At 59.0% G+C, this 23,589-nt stretch carries 23 protein-coding genes; 12 read left to right on the forward strand and 11 right to left on the reverse strand.

What is annotated here, in order from left to right; genetic code table 11:
• The first annotated feature begins 128 nt into the window (after nucleotides 1-128).
• Together OKC28_RS16930 and OKC28_RS16935 are read left to right on the forward strand one after the other, a co-directional pair.
• Complete coding sequence (locus OKC28_RS16930) at nucleotides 129-479, forward strand: hypothetical protein (RefSeq protein ID WP_270690529.1); 351 nt, start codon at nucleotides 129-131, stop codon at nucleotides 477-479.
• 181 nt (nucleotides 480-660) lie between these two features.
• Nucleotides 661-1,164: a hypothetical protein gene (locus OKC28_RS16935; protein WP_270690479.1), complete on the forward strand. Its 504-nt coding sequence runs from the start codon at nucleotides 661-663 to the stop codon at nucleotides 1,162-1,164.
• 175 nt (nucleotides 1,165-1,339) lie between these two features.
• Here the strand turns inward: OKC28_RS16935 and OKC28_RS16940 are convergent, their stop codons facing one another.
• Nucleotides 1,340-1,846 carry an AAA family ATPase gene (locus OKC28_RS16940; RefSeq protein WP_270690481.1) on the reverse strand — a complete coding sequence of 169 codons (507 nt, stop codon included), beginning with the start codon at nucleotides 1,844-1,846 and terminating at the stop codon, nucleotides 1,340-1,342.
• A gap of 342 nt (nucleotides 1,847-2,188) precedes the next feature.
• Between OKC28_RS16940 and OKC28_RS16945 the strand changes: the two genes are divergently transcribed.
• The 3 genes from OKC28_RS16945 (at nucleotide 2,189) to OKC28_RS16955 (ending at nucleotide 4,530) form a co-directional block, all read left to right on the forward strand.
• Entirely contained in the window at nucleotides 2,189-2,986 is a 798-nt protein-coding gene (locus OKC28_RS16945; RefSeq protein WP_113721456.1) for a hypothetical protein, read from the forward strand.
• Nucleotides 2,987-3,123: 137 nt separating this feature from the next.
• Nucleotides 3,124-3,891, forward strand: coding sequence for an EAL domain-containing protein (locus tag OKC28_RS16950; protein ID WP_219593156.1), 768 nt, complete (start codon nucleotides 3,124-3,126; stop codon nucleotides 3,889-3,891).
• Nucleotides 3,892-4,050: 159 nt separating this feature from the next.
• Nucleotides 4,051-4,530, forward strand: a complete 480-nt coding sequence (locus OKC28_RS16955) for a DM13 domain-containing protein (protein WP_270690531.1) — start codon at nucleotides 4,051-4,053, stop codon at nucleotides 4,528-4,530.
• Between the two features lie 86 nt (nucleotides 4,531-4,616).
• On the opposite strand, the gene OKC28_RS16960 is transcribed toward OKC28_RS16955, so the two are convergent.
• The 8 genes from OKC28_RS16960 to norV all read right to left on the reverse strand — a co-directional run bounded on the left by OKC28_RS16960 (nucleotide 4,617) and on the right by norV (nucleotide 12,203).
• Complete coding sequence (locus OKC28_RS16960) at nucleotides 4,617-4,916, reverse strand: hypothetical protein (protein WP_219593157.1); 300 nt, start codon at nucleotides 4,914-4,916, stop codon at nucleotides 4,617-4,619.
• Between the two features lie 63 nt (nucleotides 4,917-4,979).
• Nucleotides 4,980-5,657 (reverse strand): ArsR/SmtB family transcription factor, encoded by a 678-nt coding sequence (locus OKC28_RS16965; protein ID WP_219593158.1) that lies wholly within the window; start codon nucleotides 5,655-5,657, stop codon nucleotides 4,980-4,982.
• 24 nt (nucleotides 5,658-5,681) lie between these two features.
• Nucleotides 5,682-6,062 (reverse strand): amino acid-binding protein, encoded by a 381-nt coding sequence (locus tag OKC28_RS16970; protein WP_125601104.1) that lies wholly within the window; start codon nucleotides 6,060-6,062, stop codon nucleotides 5,682-5,684.
• A gap of 203 nt (nucleotides 6,063-6,265) precedes the next feature.
• On the reverse strand, nucleotides 6,266-7,492 hold the full coding sequence (locus OKC28_RS16975) for an aromatic amino acid transporter (protein ID WP_059113627.1): 1,227 nt from the start codon (nucleotides 7,490-7,492) through the stop codon (nucleotides 6,266-6,268).
• A 289-nt stretch (nucleotides 7,493-7,781) separates the two neighbouring features.
• A complete protein-coding gene (locus OKC28_RS16980; protein ID WP_256686303.1) occupies nucleotides 7,782-8,999 on the reverse strand; it encodes a 4Fe-4S binding protein in 1,218 nt (405 codons plus the stop codon).
• Nucleotides 9,000-9,114: 115 nt separating this feature from the next.
• Nucleotides 9,115-9,456, reverse strand: a complete 342-nt coding sequence (locus tag OKC28_RS16985; protein WP_256686305.1) for a DUF1971 domain-containing protein — start codon at nucleotides 9,454-9,456, stop codon at nucleotides 9,115-9,117.
• Nucleotides 9,457-9,507: 51 nt separating this feature from the next.
• A complete protein-coding gene (norW, locus tag OKC28_RS16990) occupies nucleotides 9,508-10,674 on the reverse strand; it encodes an NADH:flavorubredoxin reductase NorW (RefSeq protein ID WP_256686307.1) in 1,167 nt (388 codons plus the stop codon).
• Complete coding sequence (gene norV, locus OKC28_RS16995; protein ID WP_256686308.1) at nucleotides 10,671-12,203, reverse strand: anaerobic nitric oxide reductase flavorubredoxin; 1,533 nt, start codon at nucleotides 12,201-12,203, stop codon at nucleotides 10,671-10,673. Before norV ends, norW begins: the two co-directional genes overlap by 4 nt.
• Nucleotides 12,204-12,374: 171 nt before the next feature.
• On the opposite strand from norV, the gene norR reads away from it, so the two are divergent.
• Nucleotides 12,375-13,904 carry a nitric oxide reductase transcriptional regulator NorR gene (gene norR, locus OKC28_RS17000; protein ID WP_256686310.1) on the forward strand — a complete coding sequence of 510 codons (1,530 nt, stop codon included), beginning with the start codon at nucleotides 12,375-12,377 and terminating at the stop codon, nucleotides 13,902-13,904.
• A 107-nt stretch (nucleotides 13,905-14,011) separates the two neighbouring features.
• On the opposite strand, the gene OKC28_RS17005 is transcribed toward norR, so the two are convergent.
• Nucleotides 14,012-14,719, reverse strand: a complete 708-nt coding sequence (locus tag OKC28_RS17005; protein ID WP_125609271.1) for a GntR family transcriptional regulator — start codon at nucleotides 14,717-14,719, stop codon at nucleotides 14,012-14,014.
• 284 nt (nucleotides 14,720-15,003) lie between these two features.
• On the opposite strand from OKC28_RS17005, the gene OKC28_RS17010 reads away from it, so the two are divergent.
• Nucleotides 15,004-16,593 (forward strand): alpha-glucoside-specific PTS transporter subunit IIBC, encoded by a 1,590-nt coding sequence (locus tag OKC28_RS17010; RefSeq protein WP_270690493.1) that lies wholly within the window; start codon nucleotides 15,004-15,006, stop codon nucleotides 16,591-16,593.
• Nucleotides 16,590-17,915: a 6-phospho-alpha-glucosidase gene (locus OKC28_RS17015; protein WP_265467633.1), complete on the forward strand. Its 1,326-nt coding sequence runs from the start codon at nucleotides 16,590-16,592 to the stop codon at nucleotides 17,913-17,915. Before OKC28_RS17010 ends, OKC28_RS17015 begins: the two co-directional genes overlap by 4 nt.
• An 80-nt stretch (nucleotides 17,916-17,995) precedes the next feature.
• Here OKC28_RS17015 and OKC28_RS17020 read toward each other — a convergent pair whose 3' ends face one another.
• Nucleotides 17,996-19,000 (reverse strand): substrate-binding domain-containing protein, encoded by a 1,005-nt coding sequence (locus OKC28_RS17020; RefSeq protein WP_005320642.1) that lies wholly within the window; start codon nucleotides 18,998-19,000, stop codon nucleotides 17,996-17,998.
• Nucleotides 19,001-19,435: 435 nt separating this feature from the next.
• Between OKC28_RS17020 and OKC28_RS17025 the strand changes: the two genes are divergently transcribed.
• The 4 genes from OKC28_RS17025 (at nucleotide 19,436) to livG (ending at nucleotide 23,585) form a co-directional block, all read left to right on the forward strand.
• Nucleotides 19,436-20,557 carry a branched-chain amino acid ABC transporter substrate-binding protein gene (locus OKC28_RS17025; RefSeq protein WP_270690497.1) on the forward strand — a complete coding sequence of 374 codons (1,122 nt, stop codon included), beginning with the start codon at nucleotides 19,436-19,438 and terminating at the stop codon, nucleotides 20,555-20,557.
• A 63-nt stretch (nucleotides 20,558-20,620) separates the two neighbouring features.
• Nucleotides 20,621-21,547, forward strand: coding sequence for a high-affinity branched-chain amino acid ABC transporter permease LivH (gene livH, locus OKC28_RS17030; RefSeq protein WP_005320646.1), 927 nt, complete (start codon nucleotides 20,621-20,623; stop codon nucleotides 21,545-21,547).
• Nucleotides 21,544-22,812, forward strand: coding sequence for a high-affinity branched-chain amino acid ABC transporter permease LivM (locus tag OKC28_RS17035; RefSeq protein WP_059113636.1), 1,269 nt, complete (start codon nucleotides 21,544-21,546; stop codon nucleotides 22,810-22,812). Before livH ends, OKC28_RS17035 begins: the two co-directional genes overlap by 4 nt.
• Complete coding sequence (gene livG, locus OKC28_RS17040) at nucleotides 22,809-23,585, forward strand: high-affinity branched-chain amino acid ABC transporter ATP-binding protein LivG (RefSeq protein WP_059113637.1); 777 nt, start codon at nucleotides 22,809-22,811, stop codon at nucleotides 23,583-23,585. Before OKC28_RS17035 ends, livG begins: the two co-directional genes overlap by 4 nt.
• Nucleotides 23,586-23,589: the final 4 nt, after the last annotated feature.

Below are 23,589 nucleotides of genomic sequence, written 5' to 3' on the forward strand. Positions count from 1 at the left end.
TCATGATGAACCCTGTTCCATGGCTCCAGATGACAAACATGATCTCATATCAGGGACTTGTTCGCACCTTCCCTAGCCCTATAACATTCTCAATTAATGCTCCTTGGGGAACAGGAAAAACGACCTTCATCAACATGCTAAAAGCTGACTTAGAATTAGCTCAATGCAGCACAGTATTATTCAGTGCCTGGCACACTGATTTTGCAGGTGATCCATTATTAGCATTTTTGGGTGAAATTGATAGTCAGCTACACAAAGGCTCAGTTGAGCATAATCCCGCATGGAGCCTCACCAAAAGCGCTGGTGAAATATTAATAAAAAAAGGCATCCCTGCTGCGTTAAAAATTATGACAATGGGAGTTCTAGGGAGGGTGCGAATAAGCACCCTCCACAACGAAACTGAAAAAATTAGTTTGTTAAATTCAAATACTTACAAAGGCGCATTTTTATGTTTGGTGACTTATTCGCACCTTCCTTAAATCTATTTATGGAGAGGGTTTTGAGTCAATCGGTTACCTTAAGAGATTTATTGACATTGAGTATCAACTTCCGAAACCTAATCTAAATAAATTCATTAATGGTTTATATCATAATCTAGAGCTGGAAGAGTACTTTCAGGCGAGAGGGAAACACTCTGGGGAAAGAACAGACTGGGTTAACTTGTCGGATACGATTTCTTTCCTATCAGAGATAAAAAAACTATCATTAAGAGACATTGAGCAGTTATTTACAAAAATTACTCTAGTATTAAACTTAACCCCACCTAACTATCACCTTTACCCCGCATTAACCGCTTTTCTAGTCGTAGCTCATGAGTATCACCATCGTGAATATAAAAACGCTTTAGAAAGCAAAAAATATCCAAATGGTATGATAGATATCCTCTATGAGATTGTCCCAAAAGATGAAAGGCTCGAAAAATACAAGGGCGAATGTGCATTCATTGAAGCAAATCTAATGAATTCATACTTCAATATGGAGTCTCTTTCTAGTGAGAACTCAAATGAAATTGAGATCCGCCACGCCAGCAATATTAGCAGTGGAAATGCCCAAGAAAAATACTATTCAAATCGTGTAATGCAAATAAGTAATCGTTTCCATGACACAATAGATGTCAGTTACATTACAAAAAAAATTGAATTATTGAGCAGGTTTACTTTCTAAAAAATATGATCTCGTAGGTTCGATTAGCCGATAGGCGTAATCGGACGTTCGCGTAAATGGATTCTCTCGTTATCACGGCCAGCCGAATTTCCCCCTCCGGCTGGCTGCCGCTGGCCCACCGCAACAACCGGGGCAACGGCCTCTCGATCGTCCGATTACGCTGCGCTAATCGAACCTACGATTCCTTTGCCAACGCGGCAATGATCTGCTCCACGCTCTGGTCTACTGACAGGGTGGCGCTATCCAGTATCAGGCGCTCCCTGTCCCAGGGTTCGTAGTCGCGGTCGAGCACCGCCTGCCAATCCGGCAATGCCAGCCCCTCGATATCCACCGTCCGGTTCTCGACCCGTTCGCGGTGCACACTCGGATTGGAGCAGACAACCTCTATATCGAGACAGGGAGCCCCGACCGAGAGGGCGATGTCGTGGTAAGCATCCCGGGTGAGCTGTATGGGGTTAACGGAATCCGTGATGACGATTGACCCAATTTTCAGGTTCTCTCTGGCCAGCTCATAGGCGACGAAATACCCGGCGGGTCCCATCTCTTCACCCGTCCGTTCAGCATCACGAATGGCCTGCTCTATGGTATCAATGCGCAGATAGACGGCGCCCAACTGTTGGGCCAAGGCACGCGCAATGGTGCTCTTTCCGCTGCCCGGCAAACCACTGAAGATAATCAGCATCGTGTTCCCTTGTGATGAAAAGGCTTGCCGGCATTTTCCCCGCGATGGAGGCCCTGAGTCCAGCGCCGGAGTGCCGGTACGCTCGCCCGATCACCACGACATAAAGCTGACCAACACTGGGACACCCACCTAGTTCCAGCCTTTGACAACTCACTCCCCCTCCCTGTCCTGCCAGCCTGATCGCGCCAGTCGCGCCGAGCCGTGACCGGGCGTAACATAGCTGGCCCACTCATCGCTTTTTCAGGCACGGTTCACCCCCGAAAAATCTGAATCGGCGACGGCCGTGGGCTAGGATGATGAAAGCAACCTCCTGTTAATAGCCGCTGACCATCAGGGAAATTCATGCTGCAGAGACCCAGCTTCTGCCTCTTCTTTTCTGCCATGCTGCTCCTGCTGCACGCTTCATTGGTAATGGGCGCACCGACCAAAGGCACCATCACCCTGGTGAGCTCGCTGGATACCAAGGAGTCCATGTACGGCCGCTGGCTGAAGCTGATTTATCAGGATGCCTTTGCGCGCCTTGGCTACGACTTCATCTATGCCGGTTACCCGGGCGGGCGAGCCCCCCATATGGCCGAAAGTGGCGAGGTCGATGGCGAGATACATCGTGCCACCGAATATCAACTGCAAACCCGCCACCTGCTGAAAGTCCCCGAATCCCACTTCACCCTCTCCTATGAGGCGTATGCCGCCATTCCGGGTATTCAGCTCAAGGGGTGGAGCAGCCTGCTCGGCACCTCTTATCGGGTGGAGTACCGCCGCGGGGCCAAGTTGCCAGAGTTGGCACTGTCCAGGGTGGTGGCGCCCGCCCAGCTGTTTGATATCAGCACTGTGGATCAGGGAATGGGCAAACTGCTCAAGGGGCGCAGCGATCTCTATATTGAGCAAACCATGGTAGCCAGACAGGCCATAGCCGCGCTGATCACCAGGTCTGAAGCCGGCACCAGGATCTACTCCGCAGGCATCATGGATACCCTTGACTCATATGTTTATCTGCACGAGAAACATAAAACCCTGGTGGCCCAGCTGGCGCTTGTTATCCGCCAGATGAAACAGGAAGGCGCCATAGCCCGTTATCAACAACAAGCACTGCAAGAGAGCACACCCTGGCAACCGGCCTGGCCTCTTTCCGGCAGATAGCGTTTAGTGTTCAATGGCAGCAAATTCACCTGTTGGCAGACCGTTTTCAGGGCGCCATCCAGGCTTGTTATCATTTGAAGCTGGATATAGGCTTGATATCGCGCTCCTGCTCACCAGTCCCCCTGTATGAGGAAAGCATGGACATACCTTCTGCTCCCCCCCAGCTATCGTGCCAGCAGTGCCAGGAAAGCGGGGATCTCGGCTTCGATTTCACCATGGCCTTTCAACCCATAATCCGCTGTCGCACCCGCACCATATTTGGCTATGAAGCGCTGGTCAGGGGGATCAATAACGAACCCGCCCACTCAGTGATTTCACGGGTCAACGATGACAATCGCTACCGCTTTGATCAGCTTTGCCGGATCAAAGCCATTGCACTGGCGGCCAAACTCAAGATGCAGGGAATGCTGAGTATCAATTTCCTGCCCAATGCGGTTTATCGTCCGGAGCGCTGCATCCGCACCACCTTGCAAGCCGCGCGGGAGCACCAGTTTCCCATCGAGCAGATCATGTTCGAGTTCACCGAAGTGGAGCGCGTGGCGGATAACCAGCATATTCGCCACATAGTGGATCACTACCAGGCACTCGGTTTCAAGACGGCGATGGATGACTTTGGCGCCGGGTATTCCAGTCTCAATCTGCTGGCAGATTTTCTGCCAGACATCATCAAACTGGATATGCATCTGTTGAGGGGGATCGATAAAGACAAGGTCCGCCAGGCCATTGTGCGCCACTGTCTCGCCCTCTTTGAGGAGTTGAACATCACCCCCCTGGCGGAAGGGATCGAAACCCGGGATGAAATGGCATGTCTGCAGGAGATGGGGATAGACCTGATGCAGGGTTATCTGTTTGCCAAACCCGGTTTCGAAATACTGCCCCCCGTGGACTTTGATGCCCTTCTGTAAAGCGGGAGAGGTGAGCCAGGCAAGCGGCCCCGTCATCGATCATCATAATCCCCCCCATCACTCACCTTACCGGGGAGCATGATGGCGAGCAGCGTGACCCGTCTGTGGGGATGCCGCTGCTAGCGGCATTGTCATCCATTTATCAAGGAGAGAGACATGATGCAACGCAAGACCCTGGCCCTGCTGCTGGCGACTCATCTGCTGATAGGGGGATTGGGGTTTGCCGCCGGCATCTATACCCTGCCCATACTGATCGCCCCACCCGCACCGAGCAGTGACGCGGTAGCGGCCAGCCAGCAGCAGGCCAGTTTCAGCGGCACCTTTCGTCGGGATCTCAAAGACAGCGACCGGCTGCACTGGGGGGAAGGCAAGGTGAGCATTGGGCCCGACGCCGTCAGCCTGATGGGGCAACTGGCACCTGGGCCCGATTACCAGCTCTATCTATCACCGGAGTTTGTCGAAACCGAGGCGGATTTTTCCCGCCTGAAAGCGCAGATGGTGCACGTTGGGCCGGTCAAAACCTTCGACAACTTTATCGTGCCACTGCCCGCCAGCATCGATCCAGCCCGCTACAGCAGCGTGATCGTCTGGTGTGAAACCTTCGGCCAATTCATCACCGCAGCCCGCTATCGGCACTAGCCCTGCCGGTCGCCGTAGGGCCAGAGACGGCGCAGCATCATAAAAAACGGCGCCCCAAGGCGCCGTTTTGCTGTCTGTCCGATCACTCAACTCGGGGGAAAGTGGCCGCCAATGCTGATCACCTTGACCTGCTGCAGGGTGCCATTGATGGTAAAGGCGACCCTGTGCTCCTGACTGAGCCGGATCGTGTAGACCCCCTTGTTGTTGCCGCTAAGCTGCTCATAGTGCATATCGCCAACCTTGCCGGCGGCATTCTTGGGATCCGAGCCGCGCTCGATCTCCCGCCGCCATTCGTGATACTTGCTCATGGCCGACGGGGTCACAGCAACATGCTTGTCCTTGTTGTAGAGGATCCGGGGTTGAGAATCATCGATAGTCCATGCCATAGCCATCTCCTAGTCAGGCTCCAAAGAGAACCAAACTATAGTCCAAACCAGCTGAATGGCAGACTACGGTGGCACGACCCCGAACTGCTGTTGCAGCAACCGCTGGCCCCGGGCGGTCAGGATCAGCTCACGACTGCCCAGTCCTCGCACCAGCCACCCCTTGTCCAAAAGATGGGCAAGCAGCCGGGTTCCCAGCTCGCCTCCCAGATGCATGCGCCTCTCGCTCCAGTCGAGACAGTGACAAGCAAAGTGGCGCTTGCCACTCGGCTGGCAATCGACCCCAAGCTGCGCGAAATGGTGCTCCCCCTCAGGAGTCAGGGCATAACTGCTGGCGTCCAGCCAACCTCGGGCAATCAGGCTGTCATGGAGTCGCACTCCCAGCTCGCCCGCCAGATGGTCAAAACAGGTGCGGGCAAAGCGCAGGCGCGCCGGGGTCTTGCTACGAAGTGAACCTTGCTCTACCAGCCCCATCAACTGCTCCACCACCCTCGCCACCTCATGATTCGCGATGCGGTAGTAGCGATACTTGCCCTGCCGGACACAGGCCGTCAGCCCCTGCTGCTGGAGCATGGCAAGATGACTGCTGGCAGTGGATGCCGACACCTCGGCCACAGTGCTCAGCTCGGTGGCCGTCCAGGCACGGCCATCCATCAGGGCGCACAGCATGCGGGCGCGACTACTGTCGGCAATGGCGGCCGCCACCTGTGCCAAACCTTGTTCAAGGGTGTCCTGTTCGCTCATATCGCTACGCTCTGCTCGTCGTTGCTATTGCCACTCGGCCGTGACAGTGCGGGCCTTGTCGATATCATCCGTCACCAGTATCAGCTGGTTGGCATGGTCACTGTACAGGATGATGATGTTGACCGATGCATCCCCCAAGGCGCTGCAAATGGCGCCAAGCTGACCCGGCACTTCCTGTTTCAGACGGCGCACCAGCACTTCACGTACGGCGACCACCTCCAGACCTGCCTGCTCTGCGGCTCGGGCCGCCCTGGCACCATTCTCAACCAGAAAATGGGCATGACCTGCGCCACCCGCAGTAAACATGCCCCCGCCTTCCAGGCTGACGCCTGCACGTCCCATCAAGAGACCAAACTGCCCCAGCGAGCCCGGGTTATCGGGCAACATCACGTGAATATCGTACATCCTTGCCTCTCCTTTGCGATAAGAATCAGCAGATTAAGGGGGATGCAGCGGCAACGCTTCGATGGCGAGCGAAGTGTGCCCTTGTTTGGCGCATGGGCAGGATGCAGGGAAAGACTGGGGCACGGGCCTTATACCAAAACGGCGCCCGAAGGCGCCGCTTTGTTGATCCCCCCACAAGTAAAAGCGGGGCTGGCCAGGCTTGATCAGCCGGTATAGACAGGCAGCAGACCCGCCATATTGAGCAGATGGAAGAGGGCGGTCAGCACACCGAACAGCAAGACCCCCACTATCATCGGCAGGCCGCCCGGCGCGCGGAAGCCATCGCCTTTGCCGCCTTGCTCGCTCTTGCCGGCGCGCACCTTCCAGGCCAGCAGGGCCGGTATGATGCAGGTCCAGAGGGTCGCCACTGCGCCTGCATAGCCGATGGCCATCAGGAAGCCGAACGGGAACAGCAGGGAGAGCAGCAGCGGTGGCAGGAAAGTCACGCCCCATGACTTGGCGCGGCCCTTGGGACTGTTGTCGAACTTGAACAGATCCGCCAGATAGTCGAACACACCCAAACCCACACCAATAAAGGAGGAGAGGATGGCGGCCATGGAGAAGAGGTTGAGGGCGTTGGAGACGGCCTCCGACTCGATCACCGAAGCCAAGGCCTTGAGCAGCACGTCGACGTTGCCGCCCTGCGCCACCACGGGCCCGAACTCGCTGCGCGGCAGGTTGCCGAACACGCTCACCAGCCAGATCAGGTAGAACAGCAGCGCTATGGCGGTACCACCGAGAATGGCGTAACGGGCGCGGCGCTCCTCACCGTAATAGGCGCGCATGGAGGAGACAGAGTGGTGATAACCGAACGAGGTCAGTGCCACTGGCAGCATGGCAAGCGCATAGGGTGCATAGCTGGCGTGCTCGCTCAGGGTATCGAACAACAGGGTCGGCTTGATGTTGAGGGAAAGACCCGAGATGCCGAACACGAAGCTCAGCCCCATGGCGATGACCAGCACGACCGAGATGCGATCCACAGCCCGGGTCGAGTGCCACACCAGGCCGGAGAAGCCCAGGGTGAACAGAACTGAGGCCCAGTGGCTGCCGATCCCCGTCATCCCATCTATGATGAGACCGGCCGAGGTGATGTAGGCATAAAGCAGTATGCCACCGACGAAATAGACGGTGATGTTGTTGAGGGCGTTGACCTTCTCTCCCAGCAACTCCCGGGTCACGGTATCGAACGACACGCGCAGCGGATAGCCTTGATAGGATTCCAGCAGCATCCAGCCGGAGACCGTCATCACTACCATGGTCAGGGTAATGGCCAGGATGGACCAGATGGTCCAGGCGCCCGCCCCGGCACTCGGCAAGCCCAGCATGCCAGCCCCCACACAGACGCCGGCAATGATGCATGCCCCGCCCACCAAAGATGGTTTCTGTCCCATTTACTTCTCCAAAGACGATTGTGGATCTGATCGCGACCGCGGACCGTTGCATTTGCTACGCCGGTTGTCATGGTAGATCGCGCTCATCTTGCTGCCGGCGCCCGGTGCTTGCTGCTTCGAAAGCGGAGCAAGGTGCGACCAGGGCTAGCTGCCGGCACGACATGGCAGCAGGGCCATCATGTCGGGGAAGGGACTTTACCCTGCTACCCCTCAGGTATCAAATGCGGATGCATCCTCAGACAGCCCGGCAACCCCCTCAGAGGAGCACCTGCCACTGACTCATCTGTGCTCAATGAGCCAGTTGGGGCAACAGCTGCAGCAGCTGAGCCCGCACCGCCAGCGGTGTCTGGCTGACCCAGATATCCAGCAGGCCGTAGGATAGCAGCGGCAGTATCAACAACAGCAGGCAGAGCATACCCAGCAGCCAGCGAGGAGTGAGCCTGCTCGTTTTGCTGCCAAGGTGCAACGCATCGGCCCGTTTGGGGCAGGCGGCGACACAGCTCAGGCAGCTGCTGCACTCCAGACTGCGCACCGCGATCAGCTGATGTACCTGAATGCGGGACGGGCAGGCCCGGCTGCACTTGTCGCAGTCATGGCCAGCGCTGCGCAGGCAGCGGGCCGGGTCGCGGCGAATGCGCAGCGGGGTCAACAAGCCCAGCAGGGCGAGCCAGGCGCCGTAGGGGCAGAGATAGCGGCAGAAGCCCTGCCGAAAGAGGGTTGTGAGCAGCAGTACCCAGCCCAGACAGAGGCCGGAGATGAGGTTCAAATTGAAGAAAAAGGCGCCCATCTTCATGTCCGCCGCCTGATGATAGGGACTGGCGAGATAGCCGGGCAGGGCGGCAGCGGGCACCGCCAGCAGTATGATGAAGAGCAAAAAGCCGAGCACCAGGAATTTCTGGGAACGCAGCACGGCATCGAGCCAGCGCGGCGGCGTCCACTCCCCCGCCATCAATCGGCTGCGCAGGCGATGCAGCCACTCACCCACCAGCCCGATCGGGCAGAACCAGGCACAGAACGCCCGCCCCAGCAGCAGGGCCGACAGGCAGAGCACCAGCACAGTGACGGTCGCCGCCGGATGATGGGGATCCACTATGCCCTGACTGAGCCAGGCCCGCAGCCCGAGCCCACCGGCGATGGGAAGGAAGCTGTCGACCACGTCCGGACGCACCAGCCAGGGGCTCATCCCCTGCCCCAGCTGCCAGATATGCAGGCCATACTGCACAGTCACCAACCCCCAGCAGAGCAGCAGCAGATGGCGGATCCACTCCCGCAGCGGCTGGCTGTTGATCTTGCTTGGCATCGGTAGCGGCTTGTAGCGATGAAACAGGCTGAGGGTACCAACCACCAGCCCCAGTGCGAGCCAGAGGGTGAAATCCGCCGCCACCAGCCAGCCAACGAGCAGCAAGCCGATGGAGAGGCGCCATGACCAGCCGGGCCCGGCCTGCCATTGCAACAGGACCAGATAGACCAGGCCACAGGCCAGGGTCACGGCTTCAATCACACTCATTCTTCCCCCACAGCACTCATTCGACTCAGGGGCACAGAGTAACCAACATCTGAATTGATTATTTTGATCTGCATGGGCAGAGGGGCCATTCACCCGGATTGGCCCCCACCCGATCTCACCCTTTTCGGCTGTTGAACAGGGGCTGATCGGATTCTGCCTGCTCGGCCCAGAAGTGGATGTTGAAGCGGGCATCTTCCGACAGCTCGACCCTGTGCCAGTACTGGGGCGGGCTGGTGGCAAACTCCCCGGCCCGGATCACCAGGCTTATCTCAGGCTCCTCGGCCTGCTCGTCGGCAAAACCGTGGTAGGTGACTGTGCCCGCCATCACGCAGAGCTGGCCGAACACCCCGGCCGCCGTATTGTGGTGGCTGAGCAGGGCCTGGGGCACATTCTCGCGGGTAAAGAAGGGAGTGGAACGACGCACCACCCAGTGAGACGGAATAAGTTGCATGGACATAGCAATTCTCCTCAAGTGGCCGGGTCAACCCGGCCTGGTGTTATCAATGAATCAACGGGGCAACTGGCGCAGCAGCGGGAAGGCGGCGCTCATCTGATCGCCCCCCACCACGAAGCCGCACAGCTCGCCATCCTCGCCGTGTGCCTCGGCCACCAGGCCATGGCTGTTCCAGCGGCACTGCCAGGCGAGATCCTCGCCCTTGGTGCGGCCCGCCAGCTGCAAGGGGTAACGCGGGGTCTTCACCTTCACCAGCATGGGCGGCAGGGTCAGTGGGGTCGGCGTGCCAAGCAGGGTGCGCGCCAGCGCATTGGCCCCCAGCACTATGGGTTGCAGGAAGGGGAGCAGCTGTCCCCGCCACTGGGCGCAATCACCCAGTGCGAAGATATGGGGAGCGCTGGTTTGCAAGCTGTCGTCGACCAGGATGCCGCGCTCGACCGCGATCCCGGCGGCTTGTGCCAGTACCAGATTCGGCCGCAGGCCGATGGCGGCGATCACCAGATCCTGCTCGCTGGTGCAGCCATCGGTCAGGGTCACCCGCCAGCCGTCGCCGGGCTGGGCATCTATCCTGGCGATGCCCAGCCCGAACTGCAGGCTGACCCCCTGACTGCGCAGTGCCTGCTGCAGTGGCTGACTCAGCACTGCCGGCAACAGGGCGCTGAGCGGGCTGTCGGCCAGATCCACCAGAGTGACCTCGCGACCATCGCTCGCCATGTCCATCGCCAGCTCGCAACCAATCAGTCCCGCCCCCAGCACCATGATGCGGCGGGCCTGCTGGATTAGCCCCTCGGCGGCGGCGTACTCCTGCAGGCTGTTGAGGGTCACCAGCTGCTCACCGCCCGGTATGGCCGGGCGGGCCGCGCTGGCGCCAGTGGCCAGCACCAGCTGACCATAGGCAAACTCCCCCTGCCCGGTCATCACAATACGACGAGCGGGATCGATGCCAAGCACGGGGCAATAGGGCACCAACGCGATGCGCTGCTGCTCGGCAAAGTCGCTGCCGCTCAGCCGGGTCATGGCCGCTGCGGCGCAGCCCCGGCTCACCACGTGGCTGAGATCCGGCTTGTTGTACTCGTCGCCGCTGTCGGCCGTGATGAGGCGGATGGGTTGCTCGGCATCCAGCTTGCGCAGGCTCTTGACGAGTTGCTGGGCAGCGAAGCCACTGCCTATCACCAATATCTCCCGGCTGACACCGGCCTCACTCAGAGTCGCAGCCTTCATACACAGGCCTCCACCGCGCAGGGCTCGAATACCTCCTTGCCGATGCCGCAGCCGGGGCAGAGGAAGCTGTCTGGGACCCGGGCCCAGGGGGTACCCGGCGCCACCAGCTGATCCGGCTCACCGAGGGCCGGGTCATAGATCCACTGGCAGACGGTGCAGAGCATGGGCTGGTCATCGTCCTGCTCGCAGGTGGTCTGGGCGGCACCGCGAGATGCCGGGATCTCCATCGCGCCAGAAAAAGCGGGGACACTCATCTCAACCACAACTCCTGCCTCAACTACCGGAGCCGCTGCGGCGCTAGTTGTGGTGATCGGACGGGGCGCCTCGAGCGGGTGCAATGCCCACTGGCGGGCGAGCTGGCGACCGTGCTCGCGGCACAGGGCCAGCGCCGATCCGTCGGGGCGCCACTTGGCCTTGAGGGAGATGCTGATATCGAAACCCGCGTCCATCAACCGGGTCTGGATCCGGTCAACGGCACCGCCGGTCCAGCCGTAGCTGCCGAAGGCCGAAGCCCGCTTGTTTCTAAAGCGCAGGCCGGTGATCTCCTCCAGCATGCCCGCCACCTTGGGCATCATGACGTTGTTCATGGTGGAGGAGCCCACCAGCACCCCCTTGGAGCGGAACACCTGGGTCAGGATCTCGTTCTTGTCGTGGCGCGCCACGTTGTAGATTTTCACCGCCACCCCAGGGTCCACCTCGTGGATGCCCTGGGCAATGGCATCGGCCATCATGCGGGTGTTGTTGGACATGGAGTCGTAGAAGAGGGTGATGCGATCCTCCTGGTAGTGGTCGGCCCACTCCAGGTATTTCAGGATGATCTGGGTGGGATCGTCACGCCAGACGATGCCGTGGGAGGTAGCCACCATGCTCACCGGCAGGTTGAAGCCCAGCACCTCCTTGATCTTGGCTGTCACCAGCGGGCTGAAGGGGGTCAGTATGTTGGCGTAGTAGCGCTGGCACTGCTCCATCAGCTCAACCTGATCCACCTCATCGTTGAACAGGTGCTCGTCGCAGTAGTGCTGACCGAAGGCGTCATTGGAGAAGAGCACCGCATCCTCCGTCATGTAGGTCATCATGCTGTCGGGCCAGTGCAGCATGGGGGTCTCGATAAACACCAGCTGCTTGCCGTTGCCGATATCCAGGCTGTCGCCGGTTTTCACCGGGTGGAAATTCCACTCTGGATGATGATGGTGACCCGTGATGGAGTCGATGGCGTTGTGGGTGCAGTAGATGGGGGTGCCCGGGATGCGGGCCATCAGCTCGGTCAGAGCACCGGCATGATCCTCCTCGGCGTGGTTGATCACGATAACGTCGATGGAGGCGAGATCGATCTCCGCCGCCAGATTCTGCACGAACTCGCGGCTGAACTTGTGATCGACAGTATCGATCAGCACATTCTTGCCTTCGCGGATGAGATAGCTGTTGTAGCTGGTGCCCTTGTGGGTCTTGTACTCGGTGCCGTGAAAGTCGCGCACCTCCCAGTCCCGTTGGCCGACCCAGTGAATGTTGTTTTTGACGTGAATGGTCATCAAGTTGTTCCTCAGAATGCAATAGCGAATGTGCAACTGAACGGACCATTGCAGTTGACGTGCCAACTCATAACTCATTGTTTTTATAGAAAACGTATTTCAGTCATTGTCATTTAGACAACTACCACTCATAGTCAAAAACACAAAGACACTGTCATTTGGACAATTCTCGTGATTTCAACCGACAGCCTGGCGCGCATCGCCCTCGACCTGCAACTCGGCATCTCCCATCAGGACAGGTTCCACCGTCTGATCCAGAGCGTGCGCAGCCTGCTGCACTCGGACGCCTCGGCCCTGCTGCGCTACGAGGGGGGCCAGTTCATACCGCTGGCCATCGACGGTCTGATGCAGGACGTGCTGGGCCGCCGCTTCGCGCTGGCGGACCATCCGCGCATGGAGGCCATCGCCCGTGCCGGCGACGTGGTGCGCTTCCCCGCCGACAGCAACCTGCCCGACCCCTATGACGGCCTGATCCCGGATCACGACGACTTCAGGGTGCACGCCTGCGTTGGCCTGCCACTGTTTTCGGATCAGACGCTCATCGGCGCCCTGACCATAGATGGCATGAACCCGACCCAGTTCGACGGCATCAGCGACGAGGAGCTGCGACTGGTGGGCGCCCTGGCCGCCGCCGCCCTCAGCAACGCCCTGTTGCTGGAACGGCTCGCCCGCCAGAGCAGCGAACCCCTCGCCCCCTCCACCCAGAATGGGCCGGGCCAGCCCGAGATGATTGGCCGCTCCCCCGCCATGGACCGGTTGCGCCACGAGATAGCCGTGGTGGCGAGCTCCGAGCTGAACGTACTGATCCTGGGGGAGACGGGAGTCGGCAAGGAGCTGATCGCCAAGGCGGTGCATCAGGGTTCACCCCGTGCCAGCGCGCCACTGGTCTATCTCAACTGCGCCGCCCTGCCGGAATCGGTGGCGGAGAGCGAGCTGTTCGGCCACGTGAAGGGGGCTTTCACCGGCGCCATTCACAACCGGGCGGGTAAGTTCGAGCTGGCCGACAAGGGCACCCTGTTTCTGGACGAGATCGGCGAACTCTCCCTGTCGCTGCAGGCCAAGCTGCTGCGGGTGCTGCAATACGGCGATCTGCAGCGCATCGGTGACGACACCCCCCTCAAAGTGAACGTGCGTATCCTGGCCGCCACCAACCGGGATCTGAAACAGGCTGTGGTCGAGGGGCAATTTCGAAGCGATCTCTACCACCGCCTGAGCGTCTTCCCGATCCACGCCCCCGCCCTGCGGGAGCGGCCGGACGACATCCCCCTGCTGGCTGGTTATTTTTGCGAACGCTGCCGGGTCAGCCTGGGGCTGGAGCGGCTGCGCATCGAGCCCAGGGCGCTGCAACTGCTCGCCAGCTACGACTGGCCGGGCAACGTGCGGGAGCTGGAGCACGCCATCCACAGAGCCGCCGTGCTGGCGCGGGCCGAGCAGGGCAGTCAGGCCCCGGCGCTGGATTGCCACCACTTCAACCTTGCCACCGGCAGCGCCTCCTCATCCAGCCGCATTCCTGTGGAACAGGCAGCGCAGCAGATGACGGCTGGCATTGGACTGCGCACGGCTACCGATGCCTTCCAGCTCCGGCTGATCGAGCAGACCCTGGCAGCCCAGCACGGCAACTGGGCCGCCACCGCCCGAGCGCTGGAGATGGACGGCGGCAACCTGCACCGGCTCGCCAGACGGCTCGGCCTCAAGGCCTGATGCAATGACTTAACCCCCACAAACAAAAACCCCCTCGGTGACGAGGGGGTGGTTTCGTGGTGCCAGTGCTGTGACAGGGGCAACGGCATGGTCCATCGGCGGCGGGGTCAGTCGCGGGCACGGCGCAGGTGGTAGTCGACGTGATAGTCGTTGGCGTTGCGAAACATGATGGAGTAGTTGAGAAATTCCCCGTTCTCGCCATACGAGAGGGAGGTCAGCCGCAGGATGGGCGCCCCCTGCTCGATATGCAGCAGCTCGGCCATCTGCCAGTCGGCCAGCACGGCGCTGAAGCTCTCGTAGTTGCCAGCGATGGGGAGCTGGCACTCGTTCTCGATATAGGCAAACTTGGAGCCCTCCAGATGGGCCACCGACAGGGTGCGAAACAGCCGCACCGGCATGTAGCTCTCCTCCACCAGCAGGGCCCGACCGTCCACAGAACGCACCCGGCTGGAGAAATAGACGGGTTCGTTTACCTTGACCCTGAGCTGGCTGGCAATCGCCGGTGGGGCCGGCATGGTACGAAACTCCAGCACCTTGCTGGTGAGCAGACGACCCTGATCGCGCATCAGCTCGGTAAAGCCGCTCAGCCCCTTGGTCTCATGCTGGACATCCTTCTTGGTCACATAGGTGCCGCTGCCGTGGCGCCGCGCCACCAGCCCCCATTCGATCAGCATGTCCACTGCCTTGCGCACCGTCATGCGTGACACTCCGAACTGGCTCGCCAGCATTTTCTCGCTCGGCAATACGTCTCCTACCCGGCAATCCGCGCCATTGACCCGGATACGCAGCCGGTCTGCCACCGATTTATAGATCACTGATAGACCTCTCCCGGCCTGTACCCGCGGCCCTCTCATTCAGGGGCTCCAGGCTCAACCAATTGAAAATAAACAATTTAAAATTCAAATAAAACGACAAGAACGTCACAAAAACAAGATGTACAACAATATCTCAAAATTTAGATCTCTTTGTCTAAATAAGAGCATGCGCCGGATCACATAACCACCACATATTTCATGAGGGCTTGACTCATTGTTGTTAGGTTCAATTCAGCAACACAGACAACACCCCATCAAAAACTCTTTTAATAAAGGGACTATATATGCTCAGTCAAATTCAACGCTTTGGCGGAGCAATGTTTACTCCTGTACTACTGTTTCCATTTGCAGGTATGGTAGTGGGCATTGCAATCATGCTGAAAAATCCCATGTTCGTGGGAGAGGCGCTGGCAAACCCGCAAGGTTTGTTTTTTCAAATAGTACATATTATTGAAGAAGGTGGCTGGACCGTATTCAGAAACATGCCGCTAATATTTGCCATTGGCTTGCCGATTGGGCTGGCAAATAAGGCGCAGGCACGAGCCTGTCTCTCCGTCCTGGTCAGCTTCATGACCTGGAATTATTTTATCAATGCCATGGGGATGACCTGGGGCGCCTATTTCGGGGTCGATTTCAATCAGGCGGTCGGCGGCGAAAGCGGCCTGGCCATGGTGGCCGGGATCAAGACGCTGGATACCAGCATCATAGGGGCCATCGTCATCTCGGGTATCGTCACCGCCCTGCACAACCGCCTGTTTGATCGACAGCTTCCCGTCTTTCTCGGCATCTTTCAGGGCAGCTCGTTTGTCACCATCATCGCCTTCTTCGTCATGATCCCCTGTGCCTGGCTGACCCTGCTGGGGTGGCCCAAGGTACAGATGGGTATCGCCTCCCTGCAGGAGTTCATGCTGATTTCGGGCCCGCTCGGTGTCTGGGTCTACACCTTCCTCGAGCGCATTCTTATCCCGACCGGTCTGCATCACTTCATCTATGGCCCCTTCATCTTCGGCCCTGCCGCGGTGGAAGGCGGCATCCAGCTCTACTGGGCCCAGCATCTGCAGGAGTTCAGCCAGAGCACGCGTCCGCTCATCGAGCTGTTCCCTCAGGGTGGCTTCGCCCTGCACGGCAACTCCAAGATCTTCGGGGCCATGGGGATTGCCCTGGCCATCTACGCCACTGCCGCCCGTGAGAACAAGGCCAAGGTGGCCGGTCTGCTGATCCCGGCGACCCTGACCGCCATGCTGGTGGGCATCACGGAGCCGCTGGAGTTCACCTTCCTCTTCATCTCGCCTCTGCTGTTTGCCATCCATGCCCTGCTGGCTGCCACCATGGCCACCGTCATGTACCTGTTCGGCGTCGTCGGCAACATGGGCGGCGGCCTGCTTGACCAGTTCCTGCCGCAAAACTGGATCCCCATGTTCCACAACCATGCCGGCATGATGTTTACCCAGATAGCCATAGGCCTGGCGTTCACTGGACTCTGGTTCCTGATATTCAGAAGCCTCATTCTGAGATTCAATTTAAAAACCCCTGGACGGGAAGACAGCGAAATAAAGCTTTATTCAAAAGCAGATTATCAGACAGCCAAACAACAGCGGGGTGGTGATATTGCAACTCAAATCATTGAAGCACTCGGCGGCAGCAAAAATATAAGAAGCCTGAATAATTGTGCCACCCGATTAAGAATGTCGCTGATAAATGCCAGCCAGGCTGCGGCAGATGAAGTTTTCAAACAACTGGGCGCCCATGGAGTGGTTCGCCATGGCGACAGCATTCAAATAATCATAGGTCTGCATGTGCCACAGGTACGTGAAAATATGGAATCGATAATGAACAACCCCACTCAATCCTCTTCTTTCGTAACGGAGTCATGAACATGAAAAAATTCTCTGTAGTCATCGCCGGCGGCGGCAGCACTTTCACACCGGGTATCGTCCTCATGCTGCTCGAGAACCAACATCGTTTCCCGCTCAAGGAGATCAAGTTCTACGACAACGATGGTGCCCGCCAGGAAGTCATCGCCGAGGCATGCAGGATACTGCTGAAAGAGAAGGCACCCGAGATTGCCTTCAGCTACGGTACCGATCCCAAGGCCGCATTCAGCGAAGTGGATTTCGTCATGGCCCACATCCGGGTCGGCAAATACCCGATGCGCGAGCTGGACGAGAAGATCCCCCTGCGTCACGGCGTGGTCGGTCAGGAGACCTGCGGCCCGGGCGGCATCGCCTACGGCATGCGCTCCATCGGTGGCGTGCTGGAGCTGGTCGATTACATGGAGCAGTACTCCCCCAACGCCTGGATGCTGAACTACTCCAACCCGGCCGCTATAGTGGCGGAGGCAACCCGTCGCCTGCGCCCCAACGCCAAGATCCTGAACATTTGTGACATGCCTATCGGGATCGAGGGCCGCATGGCCCAGATCGCCGGCCTTAAATCCCGTAAAGAGATGCGGGTGCGCTACTACGGCCTCAACCACTTCGGCTGGTGGACCCGCATCGAGGATCTGGCAGGCAACGACCTGATGCCCAAGATCAAGGAGCACGTCGCCCGCCACGGCTATGTGCCCGATCACGCCAGCCATGCCGAGGCAAGCTGGAACGATACCTTCGCCAAGGCCAGGGATGTGTGGGCACTCGATCCGGATACCCTGCCCAACACCTACCTCAAGTACTATCTCTTTCCGGACTATGTGGTGGCCCACGCCAACCCGGAACATACCCGCGCCAACGAGGTGATGGAGCACCGCGAGAAACAGGTGTTCAGCGCCTGCCGCGCCATCGTCAAGGCGGGTCACTCAGAAGCGGGCGAGCTGGAGATCGACGAACACGCCTCTTATATAGTGGATCTGGCCACCGCCATCGCCTTCAACACCCAGGAGCGGATGCTGCTGATAGTCCCCAACCGGGGTGCCATCAACAACTTCGACCCCGAGGCCATGGTCGAAATCCCCTGCCTGGTGGGCAGCAGCGGGCCCGAGCCCTTGCAGGTCGGCGATATTCCCCTGTTCCAGCAAGGCTTGATGGGCCAGCAGGTGGCCGTCGAGAAGCTGGTGGTGGAAGCCTGGGTCGAGCGCTCTTACCAGAAGCTGTGGCAGGCGATCACCCTGTCCAAGACGGTGCCGAGCGCCTCGGTGGCGAAGGCCATCCTGGATGACCTGGTGGCCGCCAACAAGGATTTCTGGCCAGCGCTGCAATAAACCCCCCATAAACAACAACCCCCTCGGTAAAGAGGGGGTTTTTCGTTGTGCCGACTATGCCGTGCAATACGGCATGGCGGTCAGCGCAGGGATTTGACCGAGCGACGGACGATAAGCTCGGGCTCTACCGTCATGGACTCGACTTCCAGCGCCTTGTTGCGGATGCGGCTCACCAGATGCTTCACCGCCAGCAGGCCGAGCTCGGCCTTGGGGTGGCGTATGGTGGTGAGCGGCGGGCTGGAGAAGCGCGCCATTTCCACGTCGTCATAGCCGATCATGGAGATATCATCCGGCACCTTGACCCCGGCTTCCCAGGCTGCGCAGATAGCACCAATGGCCATGGGATCATCGAAGGCAAACACAGCCGTCGGGCGAGGCGTGAGGGCCAGGATGCGCTGCATGGCATCGAAACCGCTCTGGCTCTCGTAATCCCCTTCGAAAATCTGCTCCTCTTTCAGAGTCAGACCCTGCTCGCCCAGGGCATCGCGTACCCCGGCCAGTCGCTGCTGGGTGGTCGGCTTGGAGATCTGGCCCGTGATACAGACGATGTCCGTGTGACCCTGCTCCAGCAGATGGCGCACGGCCAGACGCGCACCTATGCGGGCGTTGTCATTGATCACGTTGGCGAAATCGCACTCGGTTCCCCAATCCAGCACCACCTGCGGCACATTCTTGTGGATGCGCAGCATGTCGCGCAGCGGGGTGTCGATGTCAGTCCCCAGCACCAGCAGGCCGTCAACCCGCTTCTCCATCAGCATTCTCAGGTAATGCTGCTGGCGGGGCGGCTGGTTTTCGGTGTTGCACAGGATCAGGCTGTAGCCCTGCTCGAAGCAGTAAGCTTCGACCCCTTGCACCACTTCCGCAAAGAAGGGGTTGGCACTGGTGGTCACCAGCATGCCTATGGTCTTGGTTGAGTTTATCTTGAGGCTGCGCGCTACCGAGTTGGGCGCGTAGTTGAGTTCTGCCACCGCCTCAAGCACTTTTTGGGTTGCATCTTCGCTAACCCGACGGGTGTGATTGAGTACATGTGAGACGGTGGAGATGGATACGCCTGCGCGCGAGGCGACATCCTTGATAGTGGCCATCTCTGTCTCCTGAATATCAAAGGCGGAACATTAGCAGATTTCCCGAATAAAGGCTTGGTTTTAACGGGCACTGCCAATGATTTGTCAATGCTGGCTAATCTAGGAGGTCACCTCCATTTGCGCAAACGGATTTTGGTCAAATTGGGAGCAGCGTCAGAGTAAAATATCGTCAGTTTTTTCCTCTACTATTTGCCACCAGCACACCTTGTTGTGAAGATGTTAACTGGATAAATTAGCATCAACACCCACACGAACTAACAATATCAGTTATTTGTTTCAAAAAAGCCCTATTCCCCCCTCTCTGGTTAGTATCTTTAACAGCTTGTTATTGCCCAGCGAGGAATGATAGAACCATACCTATTGCCGGACTGGCGGGATCCTGGTTCGGAATGACACACGGAAAATGAAACAATCCACTGATTAAGGGACGAATCGATGAATAAGTTGAGCAAAATTGCAGTCAGGACAGCGGTTTCTATGGCTCTGTTCGGATCGGTATCGCTGGCCCATGCGGCGGACACCATCAAGATCGGCATCGCCGGCCCGGTGACCGGCCCGGTCGCCCAATACGGTGACATGCAGTTCACCGGTGGCAAGATGGCGGTCGAACAGATCAACAAGGCTGGCGGTATCGCAGGCAAGCAGATCGAAGCCGTCATCTATGACGATGCCTGCGATCCCAAGCAGGCGGTGGCGATAGCCAACAAGGTGATCAACGACGGGGTCAAGTTCGTGGTCGGCCACCTCTGCTCCGACAATACGCTGCCAGCTTCCGACATCTATGAAGATGAAGGCGTGCTGATGATCACCCCCGCTTCCACCAACCCCAAGATCACCGAACGTGGCTACCAGCTGACCCTGCGCACCATAGGTCTGGACAGCGATCAGGGCCCGACTGCCGCCAAGTACATCATCGAGCAGGTCAAGCCCCGGCGCGTGGCCGTCATCCACGACAAGAAGCAGTACGGTGAAGGCATCGCCTCCAGCGTGAAAGCCTCGCTGGATAAAGCCGGCGTGAAAGTGGTGGCGTTCGAAGGCATCACAGCCGGTGACAAGGACTTCTCCGCCCTGATCGCCAAACTGCAGAAAGAGAACGTCGACTTCATCTACTACGGCGGCTATCACCCCGAGCTGGGTCTGATCCTGCGCCAGGCGGCCGAGAAAGGGCTCAAGGCCAAGTTCATGGGTCCGGAAGGGGTAGGTAACAAGGACATCTCCGCCATCGGTGGCCCGGCTTCAGAAGGCCTGCTGGTCACCCTGCCGAACAAATACGATCTGGTGCCGGCCAACGCCCCGCTGGTCGCCGCGTTCAAGGCCAAGGGCCAGGACTCTTCCGGTCCCTTCGTCTGGACCACCTACGCCGCGGTGCAAACCCTGGCTGCCGGTATCGCCAAGGCGGGTGAAGATGACCCGGCTGCCGTCGCTGCCGCCATCAAGGCCACGCCGATCGAGACCGTCATGGGCACCCTGAGCTGGGCACCGAGTGGCGACCTGAAAGGCTTTGAATTCGGTGTGTTCCAGTGGCACGCCGACGGTACCTCCACTCAAGTCAAATAATCTGCCGGTCGGGGTGACGTGAGTCACCCCTCCCTTCTTGCGGGCAAGCACAGGGAACGTAGTATGTCCGAACACCTCCTTTACCTGGTTCAGCAACTGCTGAACGGGTTAACCATAGGTAGCACCTATGCGTTGATCGCCATCGGCTACACCATGGTCTATGGCATCATCGGCATGATCAACTTCGCCCACGGCGAGGTTTACATGATCGGCTCCTATGTCGCCTTTATGGTGATGGCCGGGCTCATGATGATGGGCATCGACAGCACCTTCCTACTGCTGGGAGGAGCCTTCCTGGTCAGCATCATCATTACCGGAACCTATGGCTGGACCATAGAGCGGGTCGCCTATCGCCCGCTGCGGGGCGGCAACCGCCTCATCCCCCTCATCTCCGCCATCGGCATGTCGATCTTCTTGCAAAACATGATGCGAATGGCGCAGGGCTCGCGGGATATCGCCATGCCCACCCTGATCTCCGGGGGCTGGACCCTGGGTGGAGAAGACGGCTTTCAGGCCAGCCTCTCCTACATGCAACTCATCATCTTCGTGGTGACCTTCATCACCATGCTGGCACTCACCCAGTTCATCGGCCGATCCCGCATGGGACGGGCCTGCCGGGCCTGTTCGGAAGATATCAAGATGGCCAACCTGCTGGGGATTGATACCCATGTGGTCATCTCCATCACCTTCGTGCTGGGGGCCACCCTGGCAGCCGTCGCCGGCGTGCTGCTCGGCATGTACTACGGCGTCATCAATCCCTATCTCGGCTTTATGGCCGGGCTGAAAGCCTTCACCGCGGCTGTATTGGGCGGCATCGGCAGCATACCCGGCGCCGTGCTCGGCGGCCTGCTGCTGGGGGTGGTGGAAGCGCTCACCGCTGGCTATCTCAGCACCGAATACAAGGATGTGATGGCCTTCGTCCTGCTGATCGGTGTCTTGCTGTTCATGCCCACCGGCATTCTGGGTCGTCCGGAGGTCGAAAAAGTATGAAACATCAATTTATTCATGCCTGCATCGCCAGCCTGGTGCTGATGGTGCTCTCCTTCTGGTTGCTTGGCTTTCGGCTAGAGACGCAAGGCAGCCAGTTGCTGGTCGTGAGCCGCCTCGACATATCGCTGGCCTGGCTGGTGGGTGGCGCGGCACTGGTGTTCTGGTTCCAGCTGTTGCGTGGCCAGATCGGCAGATTGTTTCAGGCCTCCATCAGCGGCTTCTCCACCGGTTTCACCAAGCTGGTGCTGCCAAGCCCTGAAGAGGCGCCACGGCTCTACAATGTCACCGCCATTCTGGTGCTGCTGTTTGCGGTGAGCTGGCCCTTCATGGCCTCTCGCGGTGCCATCGATCTGGCGACCCTGGCGCTGATTTACATCATGCTGGGGCTGGGCCTCAACGTGGTGGTCGGTCTGGCTGGCCTGCTGGATCTGGGCTACGTGGGCTTTTACGCCGTCGGCGCCTACAGCTATGCCTTGCTCAACACCTATTTCGGCCTGAGCTTCTGGGAGTGCCTGCCCATCGCCGGGCTGATGGCCGCCACCTTCGGCTTTTTGCTCGGCTTTCCGGTATTGCGGCTACGGGGGGACTATCTGGCCATCGTCACCCTGGGGTTTGGCGAGATCATCCGCATCCTGCTCAACAACATGACCAGCCTCACCGGCGGCCCGAACGGCATCTCCGGCATTCCCAAGCCGACCCTGGCTGGACTGGAATTCAACCGTACCGTCAAAGATGGGGGCTTTGGTACCTTCCACGACTTCTTTGGCATCGCCTACAACGCCAACCACAAGGTCATCTTCCTCTATCTGATGGCACTGGTGCTGGTTGTCGCCACCCTGTTCGTCATCAATCGCCTGCTGCGCATGCCGCTGGGCCGAGCCTGGGAAGCGCTGCGGGAAGACGAAATCGCCTGCAAGTCCCTGGGGCTGAACCCCACCATCATCAAGCTGACCGCCTTCACCATAGGCGCCACCTTCGCGGGGTTCGCCGGCAGTTTCTTCGCCTCCCGTCAGGGGTTTATCAGCCCTGAATCCTTCGTCTTCATCGAGTCGGCCATAGTGCTCGCCATCGTCGTGCTGGGCGGCATGGGCTCCCAGATAGGGGTGGTGCTGGCGGCCATCGTCATGACTGTGCTGCCGGAGCTGGCCCGTGAATTCAACGAGTACCGCATGCTGATGTTCGGCCTCTTGATGGTGTTCATGATGATCTGGCGGCCACAAGGACTGCTGCCGATGACCAGACCTCACCTGGAGCTACAAAAATGAGCGCGAATCAGAACAAGTTGTTGGAAGTCTCTGATCTGTCGATGCGCTTTGGTGGACTGCTCGCAGTCAACGGCGTCAAGCTGGATGTCGACAGGGGGGAGGTCATCTCCATCATAGGGCCGAACGGCGCGGGCAAGACCACAGTCTTCAACTGCCTGACCGGCTTCTACCGCCCGAGCGGCGGCACCATCCGCTACAAGGGTGAGGAGATCCAGGGGCTGCCCGGTCACCTCATAGCGCGCAAGGGAATTGTGCGCACCTTCCAGCATGTGCGGCTGTTCAAGGAGATGACAGCGGTGGAGAACCTGCTGGTCGCCCAGCACAGGCACCTCAACACCGGTTTTATCGCCGGTCTGTTCAAGACAGCGGCCTTTCGCCGTGCCGAGCAGGAGGGGCTGGAACAGGCCGCCTTCTGGCTGGAGAAGGTGGGGCTCAAGGATCTCGCCAATCGGGCCGCCGGCAACCTGGCTTATGGTCAGCAGCGCCGCCTCGAGATAGCCCGCTGCATGGCGACCCGGCCCGACCTGCTGATGCTGGACGAACCGGCCGCCGGCCTCAATCCGAACGAAACCGATGAGCTGAACGATCTCATCATCAGCCTGCGGGACGAATTCGGTGTCTCAGTGCTGCTGATTGAGCACGACATGAAGCTGGTGATGGGCATCTCCAACCGCATCTTCGTGGTCAATCAGGGGGCGCCGCTGGCCCACGGCAAGCCGGATGAGATCCGCAACAATCCGGCTGTGATCAAGGCCTATCTGGGCGAATCGTAGGACC

Origin of the sequence: Aeromonas sp. D3 (assembly GCF_027705025.1) — a bacterium.
GTDB lineage: Bacteria > Pseudomonadota > Gammaproteobacteria > Enterobacterales > Aeromonadaceae > Aeromonas > Aeromonas salmonicida.